At 48.3% G+C, this 23,727-nt stretch carries 25 protein-coding genes; 10 read left to right on the top strand and 15 right to left on the bottom strand.

The genetic code is table 11. From position 1 onward, the window contains the following. Positions 1-5 precede the first annotated feature (5 nt). Positions 6-1,082 (top strand): energy transducer TonB, encoded by a 1,077-nt coding sequence (locus C6Y40_RS08230; RefSeq protein ID WP_105934166.1) that lies wholly within the window; start codon positions 6-8, stop codon positions 1,080-1,082. Positions 1,083-1,094: 12 nt separating this feature from the next. On the opposite strand, the gene C6Y40_RS08225 is transcribed toward C6Y40_RS08230, so the two are convergent. Then, entirely contained in the window at positions 1,095-1,403 is a 309-nt protein-coding gene (locus C6Y40_RS08225; protein WP_105934165.1) for a DUF1272 domain-containing protein, read from the bottom strand. 94 nt (positions 1,404-1,497) lie between these two features. On the opposite strand from C6Y40_RS08225, the gene C6Y40_RS08220 reads away from it, so the two are divergent. Both C6Y40_RS08220 and C6Y40_RS08215 read left to right on the top strand, forming a co-directional pair. Then, positions 1,498-2,679 carry an endonuclease/exonuclease/phosphatase family protein gene (locus C6Y40_RS08220; protein WP_105934164.1) on the top strand — a complete coding sequence of 394 codons (1,182 nt, stop codon included), beginning with the start codon at positions 1,498-1,500 and terminating at the stop codon, positions 2,677-2,679. A 204-nt stretch (positions 2,680-2,883) separates the two neighbouring features. After that, positions 2,884-3,375 (top strand): TIGR00645 family protein, encoded by a 492-nt coding sequence (locus C6Y40_RS08215; RefSeq protein WP_105934163.1) that lies wholly within the window; start codon positions 2,884-2,886, stop codon positions 3,373-3,375. Positions 3,376-3,440: 65 nt separating this feature from the next. Here C6Y40_RS08215 and C6Y40_RS08210 read toward each other — a convergent pair whose 3' ends face one another. After that, a complete protein-coding gene (locus C6Y40_RS08210; RefSeq protein ID WP_105934162.1) occupies positions 3,441-3,641 on the bottom strand; it encodes a hypothetical protein in 201 nt (66 codons plus the stop codon). Between the two features lie 37 nt (positions 3,642-3,678). Further along, the gene (locus C6Y40_RS08205) at positions 3,679-3,855 is read right to left on the bottom strand and encodes a DUF1328 family protein (protein ID WP_105934161.1); all 177 of its coding nucleotides are present in this window, start codon (positions 3,853-3,855) and stop codon (positions 3,679-3,681) included. 237 nt (positions 3,856-4,092) lie between these two features. Between C6Y40_RS08205 and yfbR the strand changes: the two genes are divergently transcribed. Beyond that, positions 4,093-4,743: a 5'-deoxynucleotidase gene (gene yfbR, locus C6Y40_RS08200; protein WP_105934160.1), complete on the top strand. Its 651-nt coding sequence runs from the start codon at positions 4,093-4,095 to the stop codon at positions 4,741-4,743. Between the two features lie 49 nt (positions 4,744-4,792). Here yfbR and C6Y40_RS08195 read toward each other — a convergent pair whose 3' ends face one another. The 10 genes from C6Y40_RS08195 to C6Y40_RS08150 form a co-directional block, all read right to left on the bottom strand. Then, positions 4,793-5,329, bottom strand: a complete 537-nt coding sequence (locus tag C6Y40_RS08195; RefSeq protein ID WP_105934159.1) for a DUF2569 domain-containing protein — start codon at positions 5,327-5,329, stop codon at positions 4,793-4,795. A gap of 182 nt (positions 5,330-5,511) precedes the next feature. After that, entirely contained in the window at positions 5,512-5,934 is a 423-nt protein-coding gene (locus C6Y40_RS08190) for a hypothetical protein (RefSeq protein ID WP_105934158.1), read from the bottom strand. Positions 5,935-5,974: 40 nt separating this feature from the next. After that, positions 5,975-6,550 (bottom strand): CC0125/CC1285 family lipoprotein, encoded by a 576-nt coding sequence (locus C6Y40_RS08185; protein ID WP_105934157.1) that lies wholly within the window; start codon positions 6,548-6,550, stop codon positions 5,975-5,977. Positions 6,551-6,764: 214 nt separating this feature from the next. Continuing rightward, on the bottom strand, positions 6,765-8,723 hold the full coding sequence (locus C6Y40_RS08180) for a response regulator (protein ID WP_105934156.1): 1,959 nt from the start codon (positions 8,721-8,723) through the stop codon (positions 6,765-6,767). Positions 8,724-8,736: 13 nt separating this feature from the next. After that, entirely contained in the window at positions 8,737-9,189 is a 453-nt protein-coding gene (locus C6Y40_RS08175; protein WP_105934155.1) for a response regulator, read from the bottom strand. Continuing rightward, positions 9,176-10,690, bottom strand: a complete 1,515-nt coding sequence (locus C6Y40_RS08170) for a sensor histidine kinase (protein WP_105934154.1) — start codon at positions 10,688-10,690, stop codon at positions 9,176-9,178. Before C6Y40_RS08170 ends, C6Y40_RS08175 begins: the two co-directional genes overlap by 14 nt. Continuing rightward, a complete protein-coding gene (locus tag C6Y40_RS08165; RefSeq protein ID WP_105934153.1) occupies positions 10,687-10,929 on the bottom strand; it encodes a hypothetical protein in 243 nt (80 codons plus the stop codon). Before C6Y40_RS08165 ends, C6Y40_RS08170 begins: the two co-directional genes overlap by 4 nt. Before the next feature lie 6 nt (positions 10,930-10,935). Next, positions 10,936-12,270: a sigma-54-dependent transcriptional regulator gene (locus tag C6Y40_RS08160; protein ID WP_105934152.1), complete on the bottom strand. Its 1,335-nt coding sequence runs from the start codon at positions 12,268-12,270 to the stop codon at positions 10,936-10,938. 92 nt (positions 12,271-12,362) lie between these two features. Next, positions 12,363-13,274: a LysR family transcriptional regulator gene (locus C6Y40_RS08155; protein ID WP_105934151.1), complete on the bottom strand. Its 912-nt coding sequence runs from the start codon at positions 13,272-13,274 to the stop codon at positions 12,363-12,365. Positions 13,275-13,349: 75 nt separating this feature from the next. Continuing rightward, positions 13,350-13,697, bottom strand: a complete 348-nt coding sequence (locus C6Y40_RS08150) for a rhodanese-like domain-containing protein (RefSeq protein ID WP_105934150.1) — start codon at positions 13,695-13,697, stop codon at positions 13,350-13,352. 197 nt (positions 13,698-13,894) lie between these two features. On the opposite strand from C6Y40_RS08150, the gene C6Y40_RS08145 reads away from it, so the two are divergent. Then, entirely contained in the window at positions 13,895-14,194 is a 300-nt protein-coding gene (locus C6Y40_RS08145) for an ArsR/SmtB family transcription factor (protein ID WP_105934149.1), read from the top strand. Here C6Y40_RS08145 and C6Y40_RS08140 read toward each other — a convergent pair. Together C6Y40_RS08140 and C6Y40_RS08135 are read right to left on the bottom strand one after the other, a co-directional pair. Then, positions 14,191-14,865: a hypothetical protein gene (locus C6Y40_RS08140; protein WP_105934148.1), complete on the bottom strand. Its 675-nt coding sequence runs from the start codon at positions 14,863-14,865 to the stop codon at positions 14,191-14,193. The genes C6Y40_RS08145 and C6Y40_RS08140 overlap by 4 nt on opposite strands. A gap of 203 nt (positions 14,866-15,068) precedes the next feature. After that, entirely contained in the window at positions 15,069-15,425 is a 357-nt protein-coding gene (locus tag C6Y40_RS08135) for a MaoP family protein (protein WP_105934147.1), read from the bottom strand. Between the two features lie 347 nt (positions 15,426-15,772). On the opposite strand from C6Y40_RS08135, the gene C6Y40_RS24705 reads away from it, so the two are divergent. From C6Y40_RS24705 to C6Y40_RS08115, 5 genes are all read left to right on the top strand, one after another. Beyond that, a complete protein-coding gene (locus C6Y40_RS24705) occupies positions 15,773-15,940 on the top strand; it encodes a hypothetical protein (protein ID WP_164464524.1) in 168 nt (55 codons plus the stop codon). Positions 15,941-16,038: 98 nt separating this feature from the next. Beyond that, positions 16,039-16,881 (top strand): LysR family transcriptional regulator, encoded by an 843-nt coding sequence (locus C6Y40_RS08130; protein ID WP_105934146.1) that lies wholly within the window; start codon positions 16,039-16,041, stop codon positions 16,879-16,881. 46 nt (positions 16,882-16,927) lie between these two features. Beyond that, positions 16,928-17,281, top strand: a complete 354-nt coding sequence (locus C6Y40_RS08125; RefSeq protein ID WP_105934145.1) for a DUF2750 domain-containing protein — start codon at positions 16,928-16,930, stop codon at positions 17,279-17,281. Between the two features lie 280 nt (positions 17,282-17,561). Continuing rightward, on the top strand, positions 17,562-18,863 hold the full coding sequence (locus tag C6Y40_RS08120; protein ID WP_105934144.1) for a ribonuclease J: 1,302 nt from the start codon (positions 17,562-17,564) through the stop codon (positions 18,861-18,863). A gap of 289 nt (positions 18,864-19,152) precedes the next feature. Further along, a complete protein-coding gene (locus C6Y40_RS08115; protein ID WP_105934143.1) occupies positions 19,153-23,373 on the top strand; it encodes an EAL domain-containing protein in 4,221 nt (1,406 codons plus the stop codon). Positions 23,374-23,727: the final 354 nt, after the last annotated feature.

The raw sequence follows: 23,727 nt of genomic DNA, 5'->3' as shown, positions 1-23,727 counted from the left end.
ATTCTATGCGCAAACCATTCTCGTATTCACCAGCTCCTCTCGTACTGGCCTTGTTTTCAGGTTTATCATTGGCTCAATCTGCGGCGCCATCGGAAGCTCCTTTAGCTGAACATATCGCTACGGTGGTTGAGGCACAGCCGCTTAAACGGGTCGATCCCCAGTATCCGGTCTCTTCGGCCAGAAAAAGCCAGGAGGGCTGGGTTAAAGTGAGTTTCGTGATCAACAAAGATGGCGAAGTGGAAGATCCTGTTGTACAGGACTCCAGCGGATTAAAAGCGTTCGAGAAAGCCACGCTACGAGCGGTTAAACGCTGGCAGTACAGTCCGGCAATGCAGGATGGAGAGGCCATTCAGCAGTGCCGGAATATGGTGCAAATTGATTTCAGACTGGCTGGTTCATCAGGTGTTACCCGCAAATTTATGCGTCGCTATAAAGACGTTGCAGAGGCAATCACGAACAAAGATTTACCCCTGGCGGCAGAATTAATTGCCGAAATGAGAGACGATCAGCTATGGAATCATACAGAGAGTGCTTACTTTTGGCTGGCCGACTCCTATTATGCCAAAGCCACAGACGACACTGAGCGTGAGCTTAAAAGTGTGCGCCGTGCACTGGCTGTAGATACCGAAGCGGTTCGTGCATCGACAAAGCAGTATTTGCTCGAGCGTGAATTTGTCCTTTCCATCAATGAAAGTGAGTACAACGAAGCTATGAAAGCTTATGACAAGCTGGAAAAAATAGCTGATGAAAAACCGGAACAGCTGGCGCAACTGGCACCTTATGCCGAGAAAGTAAAAGAACTGGTGAAGGGCAACGAACCAATGATCCGCAAGGCGAGCATCGATGAGGAAGGGCGGGTATTTCATCAGCTCAGTCGCAACGCTTTTGCACTCGATATTGCCGAAGGGGATTTGGATGAAGTGCAGATCCGCTGTGACAATAAACTTTCACGCTATACTGCAGTGAGTAAATCACAATGGCATATCCCGTCGTCCTGGGGACAGTGTTCTGTATACGTGTCCGGCTCTCCCGGCGCGCAGTTTGAAGTGGTTGAGGTAGGTGACTACATCGGCGAAATTTAATTCGCCGATGGCCTAACGTTGCCAGGGCGGAATATCTTTAACCTCTGCTGCAAAGGCTTTGATTTCTTCTACAGTTTTGCTGGTATTAACACGCTCACAAGAGGCCGGTTGGTGGGCCAGGCTAACTCCCTCTCGGCGAGCTGTTTGCGGGCGAACCGGGCGTCGCATAAAACCACCGCCGCAATTCGGGCAAACATTGCTCAGTAAGTCATTCACGCACTCTAAACAGAAAGTACACTCATAAGAGCAAATCATCGCTTCTGTCGCATCGGGCGGCAGATTGCAATCACAACCTTCGCAATTGGGCTTTAAAATGAGCACGGGATTCTCCTTAATTTGTTCGAATACCAATTCACACGGGGTTATTTTCTTACTGTGATTTAGCGTACACTATGCCTTTCTTTTTGTTGTCTCTATGATTATGAATAAAACGCTTTTTTCCCTCTTTCTGGCTATTTTCTCCCTCCCTAATGTTTACGCCGATACGGTGCGGGTTGCAACATTCAACGTTAGTATGGAGGCCAGTAATTATCAACCGAAGGGAGCCTCAGAACACTCCGGCGAGGTATTACTGAACTTGTTAGAGTCAGGTGAGCATCAACAAATCCGTAATATTGCCGAAATTATTCAACGGGTAGCCCCTGACATTATTCTGCTCAACGAGTTTGACTATTACCCGGATGCAACGCCAACAGCTGTCTCTTTGTTTGTTAAAAACTACCTTAATAAAAGCCAGCAAGGCCAGGCAGCGATTGATTACCCTTATCAGTACATTGCGCCGGTCAATACAGGGGTGGCTACAACCTTTGATTTGGACAACAACGGTGAGAAAACCGGCAACGCGGGTGACGCCTATGGTTGGGGGATGTACCCCGGTCAGTATGGTATGGCACTGCTCTCGCGCTATCCCATTGATGAGGCCGCGGTACGTACGTTTCAGCATTTTTTATGGCGGGATATGCCCGGCGCCCTGCAAATCACAAAACCGGCCAGCGGCGAGCCCTGGTTTACTCCTCAGGAGTGGGCGGCGGTAAGGCTTAGCTCAAAATCACACTGGGATATACCGTTAACCATTAACGGTAAAAAGTTACACATTCTGGCCATGCATCCCACACCGCCTACCTTCGATGGGCCGGAAGATCGAAACGGCAAGCGCAATCACGATGAGATACGGCTGATGGCTGACTATTTAACACCTGAGCGAGCGGAGTATATCTATGATGATAACGGCGAAAAGGGCGGGTTTGCTGGTCAGCGTTTTGTTCTGGTAGGTGATTTTAATGCGGCCGATATCGGTGATAAGCACCGTCCGGGAGTCATTGAACAGTTAACCGAACATCCGCTGGTTAACAGCAGTGTGATCCCGCAAAGTGAAGGCGGCAGCGAGTCGGCAGAGGAATCTTACAGCAGCCGTTTTACCGCTTACTGGGGGGCTCGGGCCGATTATGTGCTGCCTTCTAAGCAGGGGCTGACAGTGCAGGGCGGTGGTGTGTTCTGGCCTGTAAAAGCATCGCCTTTATACCGGCTGGTTAAAGACCGTCAGAGCAGTTCCGATCATCGTCTGGTATGGATGGACGTAGTTCTCGACGAGGATTGAAACCGCGCCTCATCGATTGCCTGAGGGGCGTGAAAATTTGTAAGAAATGATACCTCAAAATTAACGGCTCTGATAAAATCACCGACCTCAGGAATTACCAGCGCTGCTGAGCTTCAATTAGGTTGGTAAACATTACCAATGAGTGCTGCGGGCATTCCTTTTTCTTCTCTGACAAGTAAGTTTTTCCAACGCAGGAGGCCTGGTTTGGAAGTGTTAATTGAGCGTATGATGTACGCATCCCGGTGGTTACTGGCGCCGATTTATTTTGGTTTATCGCTGGCGCTTATTGCGCTGGGGATTAAGTTTTTTCAGGAAATATTCCATCTGTTACCCCACGTGCTGGAAATCAGTGAAGCCGATATTGTGCTGGTGGTATTATCGCTGATTGATATTGCTCTGGTGTCTGGCCTGATCATTATGGTGATGTTTACCAGCTATGAGAACTTTGTATCCAGTATTGATTTAAAAGAAGGGACAGAAAAGCTGGCCTGGCTGGGTACGCTGGATACCGGCACACTAAAGAGTAAGGTGGCAGCATCGATTGTGGCAATTTCGTCGATTCATTTGCTAAAAATCTTTATGAACGCGAAGAATATCGAGAACGAAAAACTCATGTGGTACGTGCTTATCCATTTAACTTTTGTTATTTCAGCCTTCGCCATGGGCGTGCTGGATAAGAAAAGTAAACAGCATTAAATAAAAAAAGGGCAATGTGCTACCACGTTTGTAGCGGCACATTGCCCTTCTGTTGCGAGTGCAGGTTAGCAGTCGTCGTCTTCTGCATCTACGCCTTCTTTCACATCTTCACAGGCGTCCTCTACGGCGTTACCTGCATCGGTTACTGCTTCATCGATAGTTTCACCGGCATCTTCGGCTTCACCATCGCCACATGCGATAACTGAACATGCAAAAGCAGCGATAACAGTCATTTTAAGAACATCAAGTAATTTCAACGTTTTCATAATAATCTCCCTGATTGGTTATTGAGTTTGTGTTTGACTACGCTCTTGGGGTTTTGCCGCGAAGCGCGCCAGCAACCAAAGAGATAACCAGTAATACTACAAATAAGAAGAACAGAAACTGTGCGATACCAGTTGCTGCACCGGCGATTCCACCAAAACCGAAAACTGCTGCGATGATGGCAATGATAAAAAATGTAATTGCCCAACCTAACATGATGTCTCCTTTAATTTCATCTAATGTCACAATGATATATGCTTATCTTGTGCCAATGAGTAAGTTATTGATATTTAAAGTTAAAGTGGGTTTTTCCTGTATTGGTTACAGAGTCTTTGATAATTCGTTACAGGAATTAGTGCATATTTTACAGACTACGTCGCTGTATTAGGCTGACATCACTGCCGATAAGCTTTAGGATCGGTTTATTATTGCTAAATTTCATCTGGAGAACCCATGGCCAACAGTCATTCCGCCTTTATTGGACTTATGCAGCGCGCCCGTAATGTAAAACGCTGGCCGCTGATGGCGCAGTTTCAGTCAGAAATGCTATCTACCCACATTTATGAAGCGTCGGTGATTGCCCATATGCTTGGCGTGATAGCCAGGGAAGTCTACGGTGAAGATATTGAGCCCGACCGGGTAGCGGCCATGGCTATATTTCATGAAGGCAGCGAAATTGCCGGTATGAGCGACATTCCCAGCCCGGTGAAATATCACGACCCGGAAACGACTCAGACGATTAAAAAACTCGAGCGACGGTTTGAGCAAATGCTGATTAAAACGCTGCCAGAGCCATTGCAAACCTGTTATGAGCCGCTGATACTACAAGACAAAAATGATGTGCATGTGCGCCTGGCCAAAGCGGCTGATGTGCTGTGTGCCTATCTCAAGTGTGATTATGAGCTGGCTAAATCGAATCACGAGTTTTCCAATGCCATGGAAGAAATGGAGGTCCAGTTAGAGCGTTATCGCGAAATGCACCCTTGTGTAGATTATTTCTGCAAAGTCTTCTTAGAAGATGCCAAAGGCACGCTGGATGAACAAACTAAGGATTTGGACTGGGTGGAAAATGCCAATCAGGCAAATTTAAAAACACCGGATTAGCTTCTGAAATACTATTTATAAACGGCGCCTCACGGGCGCCGTTTTAGTATCAGTTGGATTCTGCTTCCGGTAAAGCGGGTGACAGGTCTTGCTGGTCTTTAATAAAGGTTTCTTTTACGCGCTGTGACATCAGCATGTATGGGATCCAGATGAGGGCACCAATCAGCGTTCGTACAAACTCTTTGGTAGTGTCAGGATCGAACATAGGCTCTTGCGGTAACACAATGGAAACTAACCAGGCATCAGCCGGAATAAACACCAGCGAGGACAGCACAATACCAATGTAGAATGAGGGAAACAGCCAGTGGCGGGTGAAAAACAGATAAATTAAATAAAGCGAAGCCAGAAACAGCCCCACATTAAAGGAAATCTCACCAATCAGTAAAGGCCCCCATAAAGGATGATACGCCGCTGAATCCGGATTGGTTAGTGCATCCCATATGTCACTTTGTAGCAGTGGTTCATAAGTGGGTAGCGTATTCATCAATAGCCGAAACGGGCTAAATACTACGCCAAGGCCTACTAAAATTAACCAGCCACCCAGGCCCTTTTTCTGGGGTGACGGGGCATCGATTTTTGCGTCCATGTTATTGTTTTCCTTTTGCTACTCATAGCCCTGGTTTACTCGTGATAAGAGCAGGCAGGACCAACTACGTTTCAGTAGCTTACGCCATATTATTGCAGCTGTCGCGATAAATTTATGGCGCCGGAGCAGGGGGGGGCACTGGTTCGGGCGGTAATTTTGATTATAAATGTGGCTGTTCCGGACTACTTGTCCGGCTGGCTGGCAAGCTCACGACTGAGCTTTTCCAGACATTGCTGATGACGGGTGGTAATCGTACGCAGGTTTAGAGATAACGGGGACGGCGTCAGCGAAGTCAGGTTTTCTTTGAGACTCGCCAACAATCGTTGCTCTATTTCAATGAAATCGCGAACATGACGAATTGAAGGGTAGTGCTCAAGCATTGACTGAAACTGATCTTTAACCTGTTCCGTCAGAGCATAATCATGTCCGCTATTGCTTTCTGCCTCCATCAGCCGCAGGGCGCGAAGCTTCTCGGCTCTCAGCACCCGTAAACACGCGCGCTGTTGCGGCTGCTGATTGCTCTGCTGAGCGGTTTGATAAAGCTCAGCGCCTTGATTGAAAAGGTCTTTAAACATTTTGATGGCACATTTTCCGGTGTTCGACATAACCACAGTTACACCTTATTTGTTTGACCTTTGAAAACGCTTATCTCAATTCAATAGCGTCATCGGGGATCGGTTCGAAGCGACCATACTGGATGGTCATAGCATAGTATTGCATGCCAGCTTCAGACGTGCTGCCTGAAACGGGATTGGGCGTAGACACCTGCTCACAGCCGGATACTGTGCACTGCTGATTAGACGGTAAACTAGTGGCAGTGACATCACCGGTCACTGCACCATCAACCGTTTGAGATTGAGGAGCGGCAGTTATTACCTGTTGGTCGGTCATTGACGGCATAGTTACTGCCTCACTCGATACTATGCGATACCAGTGGTAATCACGTTCCAGACCAATCTCTTCTGCACGTTGCTGGCTGTATTGTTCCAGGGTTTCTTCACTGGTTGCACTATTGGCTTTGTAAAGAATTTTGAATTTCCCCTCAGACAGGCGATGTGATGAATAACCTTCGTCGCGGGCCGACTCAGCCGCCTGATAAGGCGTTGCTGTTAACCGGGAACCTGCGCAACCGGTTAGCATACAAGTGGTTACCACAGCGAATACCAAAGCTCTGATCAACACTGCATCACTGAATAATCTGACTAATAGTTGTGTATCCATGTTGTTTTCCTGTTTGCGTCATCGTCAGTAGCCGCTGTGAAAAGCTTTGATTAACACTTACTGACCTAATTAAACCTATGCTTACAGGAGGGAGTGCAACGCTTGTGCCACCAACGGGTTTAAATGTAAGTTATTGATATTTTTGTTTTTTGTTTTGTTTTTCTCAAATGAGCTCAACAATAATGGGAAGATGCAATGTAAAACTTGCAAGGGGTTACCCGCAAAAGTTCAGTACTGCCAAATCAGCTTTACTTACGGGCTTCAGTAATACCTGGGCAATGGGTAACCCCTCGAGCCGGGCTTTATCCGGCTCAGCGCCGCTGATAATGGTCACTGTCAGGCTGGGGGCGATTTCAGCGATGGCTGTGGTCAGTTCATAACCGTCAGTATCGGGCAGATGCAGATCCATAAGCACATGGGCATAATGTGACGGGGCATTGGCAACCTTTTCCAGAGCCTGTTGGCCATTAAGTGCGATATCTGCCTCGTAACCTATTGAATTCAGCAGCAGGCACATTAATTCGGCCGCGTCCTCATCATCTTCCACTATCAGTAACGACGACTTCTGCTCAGCGGTGCCGGTTTCTTTAGGGTCAGAAGGCTGAGTGGCCGGGAGCAAAAAGGTGCTGAGCACTTCACTGAGATCTTTACGGTCGATAGGCTTGGCAATCACATTATCAAAGCCTTCGGCCAGTAAGGACTCTCTGAGCCCCTTACGACTGGCGGCCGTAACGGCTACTACCGGCGTTTGGATACCAGAGGAGCGCATAGCCTTTAAGCAATCAATGCCATTCATCACCGGCATATGTATGTCCATCAGTACCAGGTGGAAAGGTTGACCGTTATGCTCTGCGCTGCGTATTTTTTCCAGTGCGTCGGCGCCATTCTGGGCGAAGGTTACCTGAGCCTGACTCATGCTAACTAAACGGCCGGTGAGGCGGCGAATTTCACGTAAGTCATCAACAATCAGCACGCGGCCATCGAGATGTTGATTAATTTTAAATTGGGCCGGAGGCCGCTCGGGTGCGTCCAGATCAAGACGAATGAGGTTTTGTTCGGTGCTGCCCTCAGCCTTAATACAAAACCAAAAGCGACTTCCTTCGCCCTGAGTCGATTCCACATTAATTTGGCCACCCATACGACTGACTAACTCATTAGAAATGGCCAGTCCGAGACCAGCACCACCATGGTTGGCGTGGATCAGATCCTCAATTTGCTCGAAGGGTTTAAAAATGGTTTCAAGCTTGTCTGCCGGCATGCCAATACCGGTATCTTTTACCGCAAAGCAAACCCGCCCGTTGCCTTTATCGAATTCAACATTAATTGCCACTTCACCAGTGTCGGTAAATTTAATCGCGTTATTGACAAGGTTGATCAGGATTTGCCGAAGTCTGGTAGGGTCTACCTTAATATATTCGGGGATTAGCGAATTGGCGCTAACGGTTAACACCAGGCCTTTCTCACTGGCCTGCATAACCATCAGACTATAAAGGTCGGTTAAAAAGCCGTTTAGATTCAGGGGTTGTGGGACTAGCTCTAACTTGTTGGCCATGATCCGCGACATATCCAATAAGTCGTTGAGCAGGCTAAGTAAATGTTTGCTGTTATTAAAGATGGTCGAGAGTTCAGCGTTAATTCGCTCATTACCAGGGCTGTCCAGTAACAGCTCGGTATAACCGAGAATGGAAGCCAGCGGGGTTCTGAGTTCGTGACCAAGGTGAGCGAGAAATTTATCTTTGGCTTTATTTTGCTGCTCGATGCGATGTCGTTCTAATCGCTCGGTTTCAATTTCGCGGCGTACCAGAGCGTAGCGAATAGTCCGCATAAAGCGGGGTGTATCGACTTCGGCTTTGGTTAAAAAGTCCTCGGCACCGGCGCGCATTACCCGGTCATCGACGATACTGTCAGCCTGGCCTGTGAGTACCACTACCGGAATGGTTACCGACAGGCCCTTAAGTTTTTCCAGCACGTCCATGGCATTTTCCTGGCCCAACAGGTAATCGAGCAGGCACAAATCGAAGGTATCCGTTTGCAGATGCTCAATGGCTTCTTCACCTGTTTGGGCCCATACCAGCTCGAACATCGGCGACTTGCACTGTGAGAGTGAGTCAGCGGTCAGAAAATAATCGTCTTCGTCATCTTCAACCAGCAGTATGCGAACATGGTCAGTCATGAGTCACGAATGCCTATTTATTGTGGGGGAGTTCAACAAATTCTATCCAGTAGCGACCGATAGCGCGCATCAGATCCACCAGTCCCTCAAAGTTAACCGGTTTGGTAATGTAAGAGGCTGCGCCGAGGTCGTAACCGCGGATCATATCTTCCTCTTCTTTTGAAGTGGTCAGGATGACCACCGGAATACTGCGCAAGTTAGGATCGGCTTTGATATGCTGCAGTGCCTCGCGGCCATCCATGCGGGGCATGTTTAAATCCAGCAAAATCAAGCTTGGTCGGGGCGAAGTGGCGGGATCGGCAAATTTCCCTTCCCGGCGCAGGTATTCCAACAATTCAACACCATCTTCAACACAGTGTAAATTGTTAAGCACCCGGCCTTCTTTTAACGCATCGAGCGCCAGCAATCTGTCGTCTTCGTCGTCATCGGCCATTAATATCGTGACGGGTAAGCTACTGTTCGGCATGACTTATCACTCCCTGTTGTTGTAAGTTGGTAAACGGCTCGCCGTCTTGGGGCAGGTACAATTCGAACCTGGCTCCCTGGCCGGGCTCACTAAAGGCTTCGATGGTGCCGTTATGACGTTCGATAATGCGGCGGCAAACCGCTAGGCCGATACCGGTACCTTTATACTCTGAGCGCCCGTGTAAGCGTTGGAACGGGGCAAATATTTTTTCGGCAAAGCTCTGTTCAAAGCCTATACCATTGTCCTGTATGGTGAGTTTAAACCAGCTCAGGCCTGGCAGCAGATTAAGGGGGGCAGCCTGCTCATCATCGATAGCCTCATAGCGCAAGGTAATCACTGGTGGCTGCTCTGGTTTGGTAAATTTTAGTGCATTAGACAGCAAATTTAAAAACAGCTGACTCATTTGCGAGGCGTCGGCTTTCATCACCGGCAATGAGTCGATATGAATTTCTGCCTGCTTTTCTTCGATGGTGATTTCAAGATCTTCCAACACCGAGTTAACGACGGTATTTAAATCGGTATCTTCAAAGTCCTTGCCGCGGGTGGTTACCCGGGAGAATGACAATAAATCACTGATTAGCATAGACATACGCTCGGCGGCATTAAGCATGCGGCGCAGGAAGTCCTGTCCACGCTCATCCAGTGCATCTTCGTAGCCGGTGCTGATGCGATTGCCAAAGGCGCGTATCTTGCGCAAGGGTTCCTGTAAATCGTGGGAGGCGACAAAGGCAAAGTCTTCCAGCTCGCGATTGCTGCGCGACAATTCTTCTGCGTAAACCTGTAATTCCACGGTACGTTCCTTTACCCGTGATTCGAGCACCAGGTTATGTTGCTGTAATTCGCGTCTGTGTCTGATGGTCTCACGGATATTCATGCGTAATAACATAAAGATACTGATCACCAGCAGCCCGGTAGTTAGTGCGGAAATGATCAGGTTAGTGACTGAGTCTGAACGCAGTTTAAGTAACGAGTCAATGTGCTGTGCCTGCAATTTGTATTCTTCTTCGGCAATTTGTCTAAACACCTCTTCAAACTCGTTATACAGCTCCAGTCCAACGTCAGACTGAAAAATAGTATTGGCTTCGTCCTTGCGGCCCTGGCGGGCCAGTTCGACCGTTTCGATAAGCTCTGATAGCTTAGCTTTTGATAGATCTACCAACTGTTGCAGCCGCACTTCCTGTTCGGAAAAGTCTGAACGGATCGCGTTAGCTTCTACCTGTTCAATGATGTTGTTGACTTTGTTGAGTGTTTTTTCGTAGTCAACTAAATAGCGTTCCCGTTCGGCGAGTAAAAAACCGCGCTGACCGGACTCTGTTCTGAGTACAGCAAGGTGAAGGGTATTAATGGAATTAATCACCTGGTTGGTGGTAAATAACCGCCGCTCAAGTGAGGCGAGTTCATCCATTGTGTGGATGGTGTAGGTAGAGTTAGCGGCAATAACAACGATAACCAGGGTAACCAGCAATATCGACGAAGCTGTATTGCGGATAATGGTCTTCATTCTGTGGGACTGCCTTCGCCGTTTGCGTCGGGAGAAAATTGCGCTACCAACTCACTAAGGCTATCGCTGCAGTCTTTACTGCCGGCAATGATCTTATCCAGTGCCGTCAGCGCTTTATCCTTTGGTACGGCACCTTCAAGAGCCAGCTTAATCAGCTCAGACTGCATGGTTATTCGATTTAACGGGCGGCGCGCGTCATGTACCGCCTTTTGTAATCGTGCAAATTCACCTTCATCCATATTGTATTATTCCGAATCACTGTTAAGGTCGCCATAGGCATGTAATCGGTTATACAGGGTTTTGGTGCTGATCCCAAGCATTTCCGCTGCAGTGGTTTTATTGCCATCTACTTTTTCTAAGGTCGCGTAAATTAACTCTTTTTCGACCTCTTCAATGGTTCTTCCCGCCTTCAGCCCCGTCGACAGCGTTTGCTTTTTGGCAAAGGGTGACTCAATGGTTTTGGGTAATTCGATCTCGGTACCTTCCGGGTCACTCATAATGGCAGCGCGGTGCACAAAGTGGCGCAGCTCGCGAACGTTACCAGGCCAGTCGTAGGTTTGCAGTTTTTCCAGTTGCACTGGCTGCCAGCGAAACTGACTGCCATTTTCTTCATTAAGCTGGTTAATAAAGTGTTCTGCCAATAGCGGAATATCTTCCTTACGTTCCCGCAGCGGCGGGATCGTGATAGGGAATACGGCCAGACGAAAATAGATGTCTTCACGCAATACTTTGCTTTCAGCGATTTCTTCCATGCTGCGGTTTGTGGCCGAAACTACCCGGCAGTTTACCGGCATTGCCTTGGTGCCGCCCACCCGTATAACCACTTTGTTTTCCAGTACCCGTAAAAGATTGGGCTGCATGTCGATTGGCATTTCGGTAATTTCATCGAGGAAAAGTGTGCCGTTTTCCGCCTGTTCAAAAACGCCTTCCTTGCGGCCCACAGCGCCGGTAAACGCGCCTTTTTCGTGGCCGAATAACTCACTGCCGATAAGTTCTTTAGAAAACGCGCCGCAGTTGGTGGCCACGTAGGTGCCTTCGCAGTCAGAGGCTTCATGAATCGCAGCAGCGACTATTTCCTTACCCACGCCACTTTCACCAAGCAGCATCACATTGGCTTTGGTTTTACTAACCCGGCCAATCAGTTTGTATAGCTCCTGCATCGGGGCCGATTCACCAATAAGCTGGCCAAAATGTTTAGTAATAGCAGTGGTTGAGCGTTTACTGGCTGCTTGTTTCTTGCCCTGGAGTACCGACTCTAAATCTTCCCGTTGAATGGGCTTTACCAGATAATCGATGTTGGGGCCGCACATGTCTTTGATAATCCCTTTTACCGAGGGATGACCGGTGATCAGGGTGACCCGCGTATTTTGCTCGGGCTGCAGTGACTCCATCAGGTGCAAACCTGAGCCATCGGGTAACATGAAATCCAACAGGATGTGGTCAAATGATTCTTTTGAGAGCCACTCGCGAGCTTCAGCGAGAGTAGACGCAGTTAATACTTCGTGACCAAGAAATTCGATGATTGTGCAGGCAACGTCGGTAAATTCCGCGTCATCATCCACTAATAGTACGGTTAACATTGTCGCATCCTTGTTTGTTGTTTGTTTGGTAAATTTAACTGATACGACAATGGGTTACATTAAGATCATCAGTTATTAATTAAATTAACGGGTTAGTTGTTATCCAGTGAGTCGGCGCTGGGCAGCAGCATGGTTTGATAACGTAACTCACCAATGAAAGCCCGGGCGGCCGGACCAAGCCGATCGCCGTCGGCAAAGCACAGGTGGAGCATAGCTTTGCGCAATCCGCCTTGCTCCATGGGTAAGGGCTTTAAGGTGCCATCTTCAAGTTTATCGCTGATAATTGCAAGGGGTAACCAGGCAAACCCTAAGCCCTGACTGATTATGTCAATAGAGGTGCGAACATGACTCACGGTCCAGCGCTGTTCTGCGCCGAGCCAGCCAGACTCAGCTTTACGTTCTGTCGAGGAGTCGCGAACCACAATCTGACGGTAACTTTTGAGATCATCCAAGGTCAGCGTGCGGTTTAATTCGTGCAATGGATGACTGGGATGGGCAACGGCGATAAATTCAATATCGCAAAGATCCTCACTGAAGCCATTGGGGTAGGGGAACGGCGAAATACCGATATCCACATCGCCATCCTTAAGTAAGGTGTTGGCGCCGTTTAATACTGTTTCCATCAGTTCAATACGCAGTAACGGGTATTCCTGGGAAACCTTATTGAGTGCGTGGTAGAGCATTTGTGGCGGAAACATACTATCCGCCGCCACCCGTAAATAGGTTTCAATGCCTGATGTCAGACTGCTGGCCACACTTTCGACTTTGTGAGCCTCTTCCAGCAGGAAACAGGCCCGGCGGTACATTAGCTCGCCGGCTTCGGTCAGGGTAACGCGACGGCCTTCATTAAGAAACAGGGTAAGATCCAGCGCGTGCTCGAGTTTCTGTACCGCATGGTGAATGCTGGACTGACTTTTATGAACCTGCTCAGCGGCCTGATTAAAACCGCCGGCTTCCACGACAGCCTTAAACATGCGCCACTGTTCAAGGGTTGCTTTTAACATACCGGGTAAACTCCACGAAAAACTGGCTCAAACGGCCAGCTTATTGTTTTTTGCGAGCTTACACCGGTTAGTAAATTAGTTAAATGCCTTTTGAATGGTTGGCACGTCGCAGGTCATTACAGCTACATGCTGATAACCCATTTTTGCCAGTTGCTCGGCGGCAAGCATAGCCCGGGCACCTGAGGCGCAGTGCAGGAAAATCGGGGTACCCGGATCCTTTACCAGTTCCAGCATCTTCATTTCAAGTACGCCACGGGGGATATTAATTGCGCCGTTGGCAGGGGAATTAGCATGCTCTGCAGGCTCTCTGACGTCAATCACATAGCCATTGAGTTCCGCTCGTTCTTTAGCGGCTTCTGCTGCGGTGATTTTTCTGGGAGCCGGATCAATGGCTGCTAAACGTTCCGGGATAGTTAATAGCATGATGTCCTCTTGTACAAAATAATCTATATTAGTTAAAGCTAATATTGAGCGTTGTTCTTGTCAACAGCAATCGTTAATGAGATAACTATTCTCAATTTTGTGATATTAAATGATAACCATTACTTGCTTAGGCGACCAGTTTGCAGTTCAATATGCCCATAGCGTGCAGTGAGCCTGAACAAGACAAGGTAAAAGCTATGGATCCAACGCAAATGCTGAGCCGCTCCGAAGAAGCTGAGCAATTTCTAAAACAATTATCGAATAAAACCCGATTGATGGTGCTTTGTTCTCTGCTTGAGGGAGAGCGCTCGGTAACAGAGTTACTCGACGACGTGCCGGTAACTCAGCCTGTGCTTTCACAGCATCTGGCATTGCTCCGCGAAGCCGAGTTTGTAGCTACCCGTCGCAGCGGCCAAACCATTTATTATCGTCTGGCGGACAATCGCATTATCCAAATCATGAATCTGTTATACGGTTTTTTCTGTGCGGACAACTAGTCCGCACTTACCGCACCCTCAAGTTCTTTCTTACTGATATCCAGCTCAATGGCGTGACCGGCCCAGTCGATTTGTACAATATGACGGCAGTCTACTTTTACCCGTTTGCCGCCGGGCAGCCAGTCGTTGAGATTAATAACCAGGTGGGTGACTGACCACTGCGGTAGCTGGATCACAAAGTCTTTCACATGGCCTGCCTGGCCGTCACTCAGTGCGATGGTATAGCCTGTGAGCTCGTCACAGGAGCGCAGATGCGAACTGTCTTCTTCTACTTCTGCATGCTCCTGGGCAAAATTATCGACCAGTTCCAGTGGGTGGGCATACTCGCCCCAGGCACCCGGGCCTGTCCAGTAGTAGCCGTAGCCAAAATATTTATAGAGCAACGATTCGTACTCGCGGGAAACAGGCTGGTGTTCTTCGAGTGAAGGACTGTTTTTCAGCGCTTCCTTAGTAAGAGATACGGCGAGTGTTTCTTCATCGGCTTGTAAACTGTCGATGGAGACCGGCGTAATCACTACCTTACGACTCAATGGCAGCCAGGTGTTGGTATCGGCAACGATATACCTGACGATCCATTGAACATCGTCAATTAATACATCCTGACAGCCGCCTATATCGCCATCAGTCGCGTGAATTGAATAGTGGCTTAACTGCGAGAAACGCGTTTCCATAATAACCTCCTTGCTTTACTGGTCGGATTAACCGGTCACTAATTTATAAGGTGCGGTGCATAGGACGGATCACTCTGCTACCCATAGCCGGGGTTGATCACATCTTTAAGATGAGTGTAGGCAGGAGAAAACAAAAAAGACAGCCGGCAGTCGGGAGACTGCCGACGGGTGTATGCTGAATGACGGGTATACGGCGGTAACGGTTAAGCTACGTCAAACTCGTCGTCAGAGTAATCCTCGTCATAATCAGACTGATTACTGGCTGAACTATGCAGGGTATAAAATTGTTTGCGGTTGCGGGCCAGCTTAATGTATTTCAACCAGGCTTTTTCCAGCAGACTGCTGGCTTGTTGTTCTCCCTTCAGCACCGCAATAAAACGTTGCTCTTCGGCGTTCTCAGGACTCAGTTCACCAGACTCCAAACCAGCCAGGGTTTTGCCATAGGCGCTCAGCACATCGGCTTCGGGAATACTAAAGTCACCTGACTTACGGAAACCGTAAGGAAAGTGTTGGCGGTCAATAAATTGCTTAGCGGGTACACGTATATCTGTCGTCTTCATGATACGAATTCTCTTGGTTGAGTAATTTCGTGCACTTTTAATTTATAAATCTGCAAATGAAAAACAAAAAATTTTTACCTTCACAATAAAAAAAATTGTTTCACAAAACTGCCATCTTTCGACTCATAACATGAGCGATAAAAACCAGTCATGCTAAGGGCTTTACAACCCTCGACAGCGCTGGGGTGAGGCCCCGTGAGCCGTACTTTGTGAGCGAGGGAAAATGTAAATTGGTTAAAAAATGCTCAGAAATAAAGTTTGTCGTGACGATAAAAACTATTCATTTCCTATTTTTTAACAGCGAGGAATAATAAACGGGTTAGTGTTCAACCAACCCAGAGAAGACAATGAGCAAAGACTATCGTTACCAGCGGGAAGAATGGGACTCGGTAGATGACGAAGATGGTGGCGATTACCGCAAAGACCATAAACGTCAGCAATCTATGAAAGACAAGAAGAAGGCGATGCACCGACGCGATAAACAGCGGCGCGCTCAGCACGATAGCTTCGAGTGAACGCCAAATAAAACGTGCCGCCCGGCACGTTTTATTTTACTTTACTGAAAACTTGTGCCAGCTTATGCGTATGGACGAGAGTCATAGTACGTATAAGCATGGACATTCGTTTTCTGACCACATTTGTAGAAGTAGTTAAAACACGTCATTTCGGCAAAGCAGCCGAGAATCTTTATTTAACCCAGTCGGCAGTCAGCGCCAGAATTAAGCAGCTGGAAGAATACTTCCATACGACTTTATTTGTGCGCCACCGTAATAGTATCCAGCTCACGCCAGCCGGCGAGCGGCTGTTGCCTTATGCCGAGCAGCTTAGTGCTACCTTATTACAAGCTAAACAAGAGTTACAGCGTGAAGCTGGTGAGTATCTGGTATGCGGTGCCGGCCAGTTAAACAATGAAATCTGGATGCCTGAATTGCTCCGCCAAATCCACGGAGCGTTTCCCGAGTGGGCAATCAAAGCCGAGGTATTGCCATCTGAGCAAATTTCCCGGCAGTTACATGACCGTAGCATCGATATTGCTTTTTCCAGTGAACCGCTTAAGTCGGAAGAGTTTACCGGGCAACTATTGAAGGCTATGCCTTTGGGCTTGTTCAGTATAAATCAGGCCGAAGTGGACACCGGACCGGAGCAGTTTGTGTCGATAGACTGGGGCAGTAAGGCCCGTGATGAGCTCCTGACCCGTTTTACTGAATACCGGGATGCCAAGTTTACGACCAACTCCCTGCGTCTGGCCCTGGCTACATTGCAGCAAGAGGGCGGCGTAGCAGTGTTACCGGTTGGTCTGGACTGGTCGCAGTGGGGGCTGGAAAATGTCCGCTGTATTGATCATTTCACTCATGCGCAGTGTAAACTGTATATGTATTACATGAAGTCTGTCAGACGATCCATTGTGCCTGATGTAGTAAGTGTGGTGAGTCAACACTTTACTCAGGACATATAATAACAGAGCAACATGCTCAGCCTGAATTGAAACAAAGAGAATTATAATGCTGAAAGACGACGAATTTATTAGCCAGAATCCTGAACAACGCCTGGCCAGCTTTTTTGCCACGGTAAAAGAGCAGGGCGAATTGTTTATCCTCAATGATGATGATGGCTGCGTAATGCTGACCTCAGATGATGAGGAAGGCGTCCCGGTGTGGCCGACGGCCAGTCTGGCGAGTATGTGGGCCGATCAGGAGTGGGCTCACTGTGAACCCAAAGCGATTAGTCTCGATGTCTGGCTGTCACGCTGGACTTCAGGTTTGTCCAAAGACTTTCTCAACGTCATTATTGCCCCCATGCCAGCCGAGGAAAGTGAGCTCATGGCACCGGAAGATTTTGCCGATAAGCTCGCCTGAGCTGAACCATAATCCGCAATAAACGTAATAATTTCCAGGGTGTGTTGGCTTTGCTGATTAAGGTCAATAACATCCCCGGTAAAGACCATCATAATCGCGTCTTTGTCATTGCGTTAATGTTTGTCAGTAATGACGGCTATGGTGTAACAAACTAATTTCGCAAACCACAACCATCAGGCAGCAAATTGCTCAGGAGGAGACTATTTCAAGCTTTTCAACCTTAACACCCGGTGCAAGTGATTTATGGTTTTTACCCCTGGGCGGAACGGGTGAGATTGGCATGAACCTCAATTTGTACGGCCATGACGGCCAATGGTTGATGGTGGATTGTGGGGTTACGTTTGATGAACCTCTGGTGGCGCCGTACCTTAATCAGAATGCGGGCTCCAGACACCATGTTGTGGCGCCAGATCCGGCGTTTATTGTGCAGCAGCGAGAGCAACTGGCTGGTCTGGTTATAACCCACGGTCATGAAGATCATGTAGGTGCGGTTGCGGCATTGTGGCCGCGTTTACGCTGCCCGGTTTTCGCGACGCCGTTTACGGCAGAAATTTTACATCGCAAACTGGGTCAGGTGGGCCTGGCTGGTAAGGTCCCGGTACAAATAGTACGCCCGGATGCCACTCTAACCGTTGGGCCATTTGTCTTATCCTGGCTGGCAATTACTCATTCGATCCCTGAACCTCAGGCGCTGCTGATTAGCACCTCTGCAGGCACGGTTTTTCATACCGCCGACTGGAAGATTGACGCGCAGCCAGTTAGTGGCAAACCTTTCAACGCTAATCTCTACCGGCAATTAGGTGAAACAGAACTACTGGCTTTGGTTGGCGATTCTACCAATGCGTTAAAGCCCGGCTTTTCTATCTCCGAACGGATCTGTGCTGAAGGCCTCAATACCGTTATTAAACGCTGCACTGGCAGGGTGGTAATAAGCTGCTTTGGCAGTAATATTGCCCGTCTGATGTCACTGGCGCGGATTGCTCAGCATACCGGGCGTTATATGGCATTGTTAGGGCGTTCGTTGGATAATATGCATGGCGTTGCTAAAAAAACCGGATACTGGCCGGACGATCTCGACGTATTGGAAAAAGCGCACATTGGCTACCTGCCCCCGGATGAGGTGCTGGTAGTCGCCACTGGTAGTCAGGGAGAGCCCCGCGCGGCGCTTAACAGAATGGCCATTGATGCCTCGCCCTATTTTGAACTGGAGGCCGGTGATACGGTAATTTTTTCCAGTATTGTTATTCCCGGCAATGAAAAGGCGGTAGAGCGCCTGCTGGAAAAGCTACGTAAAAAAGGCGTCGAAGTGGTTTTATCCGAAGACAGCGAGGTGCCAATACATGCCAGTGGCCACCCCTGTGTCGAGGAGTTAAAGCTGATGTATCAGTGGACTAAACCGCAGATCGCCATCCCGGTACACGGTGAGCCGGAGCACCTTGAAGCCCATGCCGCAGTGGCTCGTGAGATGGGCGTTAAGCGCACCTATGTAGGCCGCAATGGCGATTTATACCTGCTCGCACCGCAACCGGGTATCCGTCGCGCCAGGGTCAAAGCAGGTCGAATTGCAATTGATCAGTCCTGAATAATTCTAAGTAACCTACCGCTTCCGGCATGCCCGAGCCCATATCGTCATGAATACCTTATGTTGAGATTCCTTACCCAACTTCCGCCAGCTATACCGTGTTTTTCTCTCTGATTAGTATAAAATTCGCGCTCAAGCTGTGTTTATAGTGCTTACGAATACAATTAGTGGCGTTTCTATGCTATGAATAATAGGCCTGTTGTGGCTTATACGCCCGGGCAGCATAGCTTCCATAATTCCATAAACAGATAATAATACTCCGGACAAACGGGGAAGGTTGAATATTTTAATGGTTAGTAGTTGGTTGTTCTCCACAATGTCTCGTTGTCTGCTGTTTTGCTGCCTGTTGCTCAGTATCCCGCATATTGCCCTGGCGTATAGTCTTAACAGCGAACCGCTGGTAGGTAATCCACTGGGTACGGTGTTATCGACTCAGCAAGGACTCAAACAGGACAGCATCCAGGATCTGCTAATCGATAATGACAGTTTTTTGTGGATTGCCACTGAAGGGGGCCTGGACAGGTTTGACGGGCACCGCGTAGAGCATATTGCCGGCGAAGACGGACTGCTGGCTTCTACACCTATCCAGAACCTCTTTCTGGACAGTAAAAACCGCTTGTGGATAAGCACCTTCTACCGTGGCCTTTATCAACTGGATTTGGCAACCAATAAGCTCCGCCTGGTGATGGAGCTACCACAACTGGAATTCCCCGAATATAACCAGGCTGCTGAACAGTTTATTGAATTAGTCAATGGTGATTTATTGCTGTTGTTTGGTGAAACTCTGGTTCGTTATGACACCAGCGCTGATACTTACGAAGTAATTTACCAGATTGATACGCACGATAAGGAACGTATACCGTACCTTAGAGACATACTATTAGTCGATAACATGCTGCTCATCGCTTCTTCCGAAGGCTTGATGATGGCTGATTATTCAGCGCAACAGCTTATTTTTAAAACTATCGAACACCGCATAGATGAAGCATTTACCCTTGATAATGGCAATACTAAGAAATTGTTACTGGATGATGCCGGTGTGCTTTTACTGGGCACGGTTTCAGGCTTGTATAGCTTACCCTGGGAGTCGGTAAAACGGGCCCACCGGGGCGATGGTGTGGTAAAAGACAGTAAACTGATTATCCCGGAGCGTAATATCTGGGAGATGAAGGCGCAAAACCGTGATTTAGTCTGGATTGGTTCTGATATTGGTTTATTGCAACTGGTGCGAAAAGACAGTACATGGCAAGCCTTTTACGTGTTAGAGCCATCTACCGGTGATGTAGCCCTTTCTCGTTCTGACGTTCGCTCAATTGCGCTGACTTTTGATAACAATCTGTGGATTGGCTCTTATTTTAACGGCGCATTGTTCTGGTCGCCGAGCAGTTTCAATTTTAAAACCGTGCAGAATCAGGGCAACAAAAAGCCGCTTAGCGATAATGTGATTTGGTCAATTTATGAAGACGACGACCAGACGTTATGGATTGGTACAGATAATGGCCTGACCCATTACGATCCGGTCAGCGCAGACAGCCAGTTTTATATGGTCGCGGATGGCATACCAGAACCTTATAGTATTCATACCATTGTTAATGTGATGCCAGCACCTGACCAAGAAAAATTACTACTCTCTACTTACAGTGGCATGGTGCTGTTTGATAAAAGGAGTGGTGACTACAAACAATTGAATTTCGGGCTCAGTGGCGAGGAGGCGGACTTCGTGGGAGGCTCGGCATTCGGGCCTGACGGCGACTTGTACTTCTTTGCCAATCATTTTTACCGCTACAACTTTGCCAGCGAAACACTGACCCGGCTGGACACACTGGAAGAACAGATAACCTTTAATCTGGTGATGAACTTTATCGGGGTCAACCCCCTCAACGCCGAAGAAATGCTGTTAGCCACATACGATGGTCTTTGGAGCTTCAATGTAACCACCCAGCAAGCCAGGCAATTGCACCGTTTACCTGAGCGTCTGGTCAATACCGAATTATGGCCCGATGTAGTCAACCTGGACGGCCACGTGTTGTGGGTGGGTTACCCCGGATACGGCCTGGTAGGTCTTGATGCTACTACCTATGAAGAACGTTATCATTTTGGTCGTGATGCGCTTGGCCAGGCGGTGGTATTATTTGATTTGCTGGAGGATGATGACGGCTATTTCTGGTTTAGTTCGTTAAACGGCATTCACCGTTTTTCGTCTACCGAACTTACCTTTACTCAGTACGAATATGGCCGCGAACTCAGTATCGCCGAGTTTAACCAGGGCGCCAACGCCAAGTTACAAGATGGTCGTATGGTCTTTGGTTCACCAAAAGGCCTGGTGTTCTTTGAACCGCATAAATTAAATCAGCTTAAGCAATCTCAGTTACTATCCGATGAATCGCGGCAAATGGTGATCACTGGTATTCAGTTATCCTCCCGCGACCTGAACCTGCCCAGGCAAAACCTGGCTAACACAAACCTGAAACTGTCTCATGATGACTATGGTTTAACCATTGAATTTTCTTCCTTGCTGTATCATCAGGACAGGGATGCGCAATACCGGTATGTGTTGAGTAAGGGTAAGCAAATTCTCAGTGAAGATATTACCAAGGACACGAGGGTGATCCTGCCTTCGCTGGCGGCCGGTGATTACCGCTTTGAGGTAATGCCGGTGTCACAGGCCCGGGAGCGGACATTGTTGCCCGCCAGCCTGACCATTCATATGTCATACCCACCATTCGGATCCCCTTTGGCCTATACCCTTTATGCTTTGGCGGTTGTGGGCTTACTGGGCGCTTATCTGGTAAGTCGTCACCTGCAGTTACTGCGCTTAAAACAGGCCCAGCAACAGGTGAAATTATTTGGTAATGCTTTTCGCCATACCAGTGACTGGGTGGTTATTTTTGATGAGTCTCATTTGCCGGTAGCGGCTAATCCGGCCTTTGAAAAGACCTTCGGTATCAGTGATAAAGAACGACTCGATCGTCAGCTGTATCGGGTCTATCAACAGGTACCCAAGCTCGAGGCGCAGCTATCGGGCCACCTTAAATTACTGAGCGAAGATGCGGTTTGGAAAGGCGAGGAGCGCATTCAGACGCCCGACGGACGCCAGTATGATGTACTCATAGATATTAATCGTATGACGGGCGAAAAGGGCGGCGAGGATACTCACTATCTGGTGGTGATTTCCAATATTACCGAACAGAAAAACGCCGAACGTAAACTGGTGAAAATTGCCAATTTTGATAATCTCACCGGTCTGGTGAATCGGAGCTTGCTGCTAGACCGTCTTGAGCATGCTATTGATTCCGCGGCGGCTCATAATCACACCGTTGCGGTATTATTCGTTGACCTCGACCGCTTTAAAGGGATTAACGATTCCCTGGGCCATGACTATGGTGACAAGTTGCTCAGAGTGATTGCGAATCGTATGCTTAATCAGGCATCCAAGAGTGATACGGTAGCCCGCTTAGGCGGTGATGAGTTTGTTATCGTTATGGAAGAGGTTGAGAGCGAGTCAGCGGTATCGAGTTTCGTGTCGCAGCTCATAGAGTCTATCGAAACGCCCATATCATTGGGTAAAGAAGTGCTGAGGGTGTCTTGCTCGGTGGGCATTTCATTTTTCCCTGATGATGCGACCGATCCGGCAGAACTGCTTAAACAGGCCGATGTGGCTATGTATACCGCGAAAAAGAATACCCTGAGTGCGTTTATTTATTACACCAAGGAAATGAACGAACGGGCCATTGAGCGTCTGGCACTGGAAAACCGGGTGAAGTCGGCTTACGAAGAAGAGGTGTTTGAAAACTATTATCAGCCCATCGTGAATCTGACTACCGGTAAAACCGAAGGGGTTGAGTTGTTATTGCGTTGTCATTTTAACAATGAGTGGATCTCCCCGGCAGCGTTTATCCCGGTGCTGGAGGAACTTCGTCATATTATTGAACTAACCCGTAAAGCAACCGATACCGCCATTAGTGATTTACAGCAGTGGTATGCAGAAGGCTATACCGGCTATGTGTCTATCAACCTGTCGGCGCTGCACTTTAAAACCCATTTTGATCTGGAGTATATCGAAGAGCGCTTAACCGAGGCAAAACTGCCTCGTACGGCTTTACGTTTTGAAATTACCGAAGGGGTGCTGATCGATAAGTCTGACGAGGTGCTACTTGAGCTGAAACGCATCCGCGATGCCGGCTTCAAGCTGGCACTGGACGACTTTGGTACCGGCTATTCGTCGTTGAGTTATCTGCGCCGCTTCCCGCTTGATGTGTTAAAAATTGATAAAAGCTTTATCGATGATGTGAAAGAAAGTGTGGAAGAGAACGCGTTAGTGCAAACAACGATAAACCTGGCGTTAAGTTTAAAAATGGACTGCATCGCCGAAGGTATTGAGCACCCTGAACAGGTGCAGTATCTGCTTAATCACGGCTGTTACCGAATGCAGGGGTATTTCTTCTCGCGACCAGTGAATGCCGAAGACATCAGGCCATGCCTGTGTAAAACCTGGTCGTCGCCAGAATAATCATTCAGATCAAAAAAGCCCGGTTCTTTTGTGAAGAGACCGGGCTTTTTTATTTTCGGCCCTAAACCACCTACTTCAGTAGGTGGTTATCATTCGTGGTAGGGCTTTGCCCGCATAGATTTAAGCTGGCAAAGAAAGGTGTCTATACATTGTTGTCGGAGTCGCCGACAGCGACCAGAGGGGGTAGTGCGACCCGGTGACCGGGAACCACTCTGGACTCCCCGCAGCCCTTATCAGTGAAAAGCGCCATCGTCCCTGACAGAACAAACTAGACCGTCAATGACGGCACGTCCCTGTGCCGCATCGACTGAATCCTCATCCATGATGATTCTTCTAGTTTGTTATGTCTGCCAG

Source organism: Marisediminitalea alba, assembly GCF_002993365.1.
Lineage (GTDB): Bacteria > Pseudomonadota > Gammaproteobacteria > Enterobacterales > Alteromonadaceae > Alteromonas > Alteromonas alba.
Note: the sequence above shows the minus strand (reverse complement) of the source record. Positions and strands in the feature narration are given on the sequence as shown.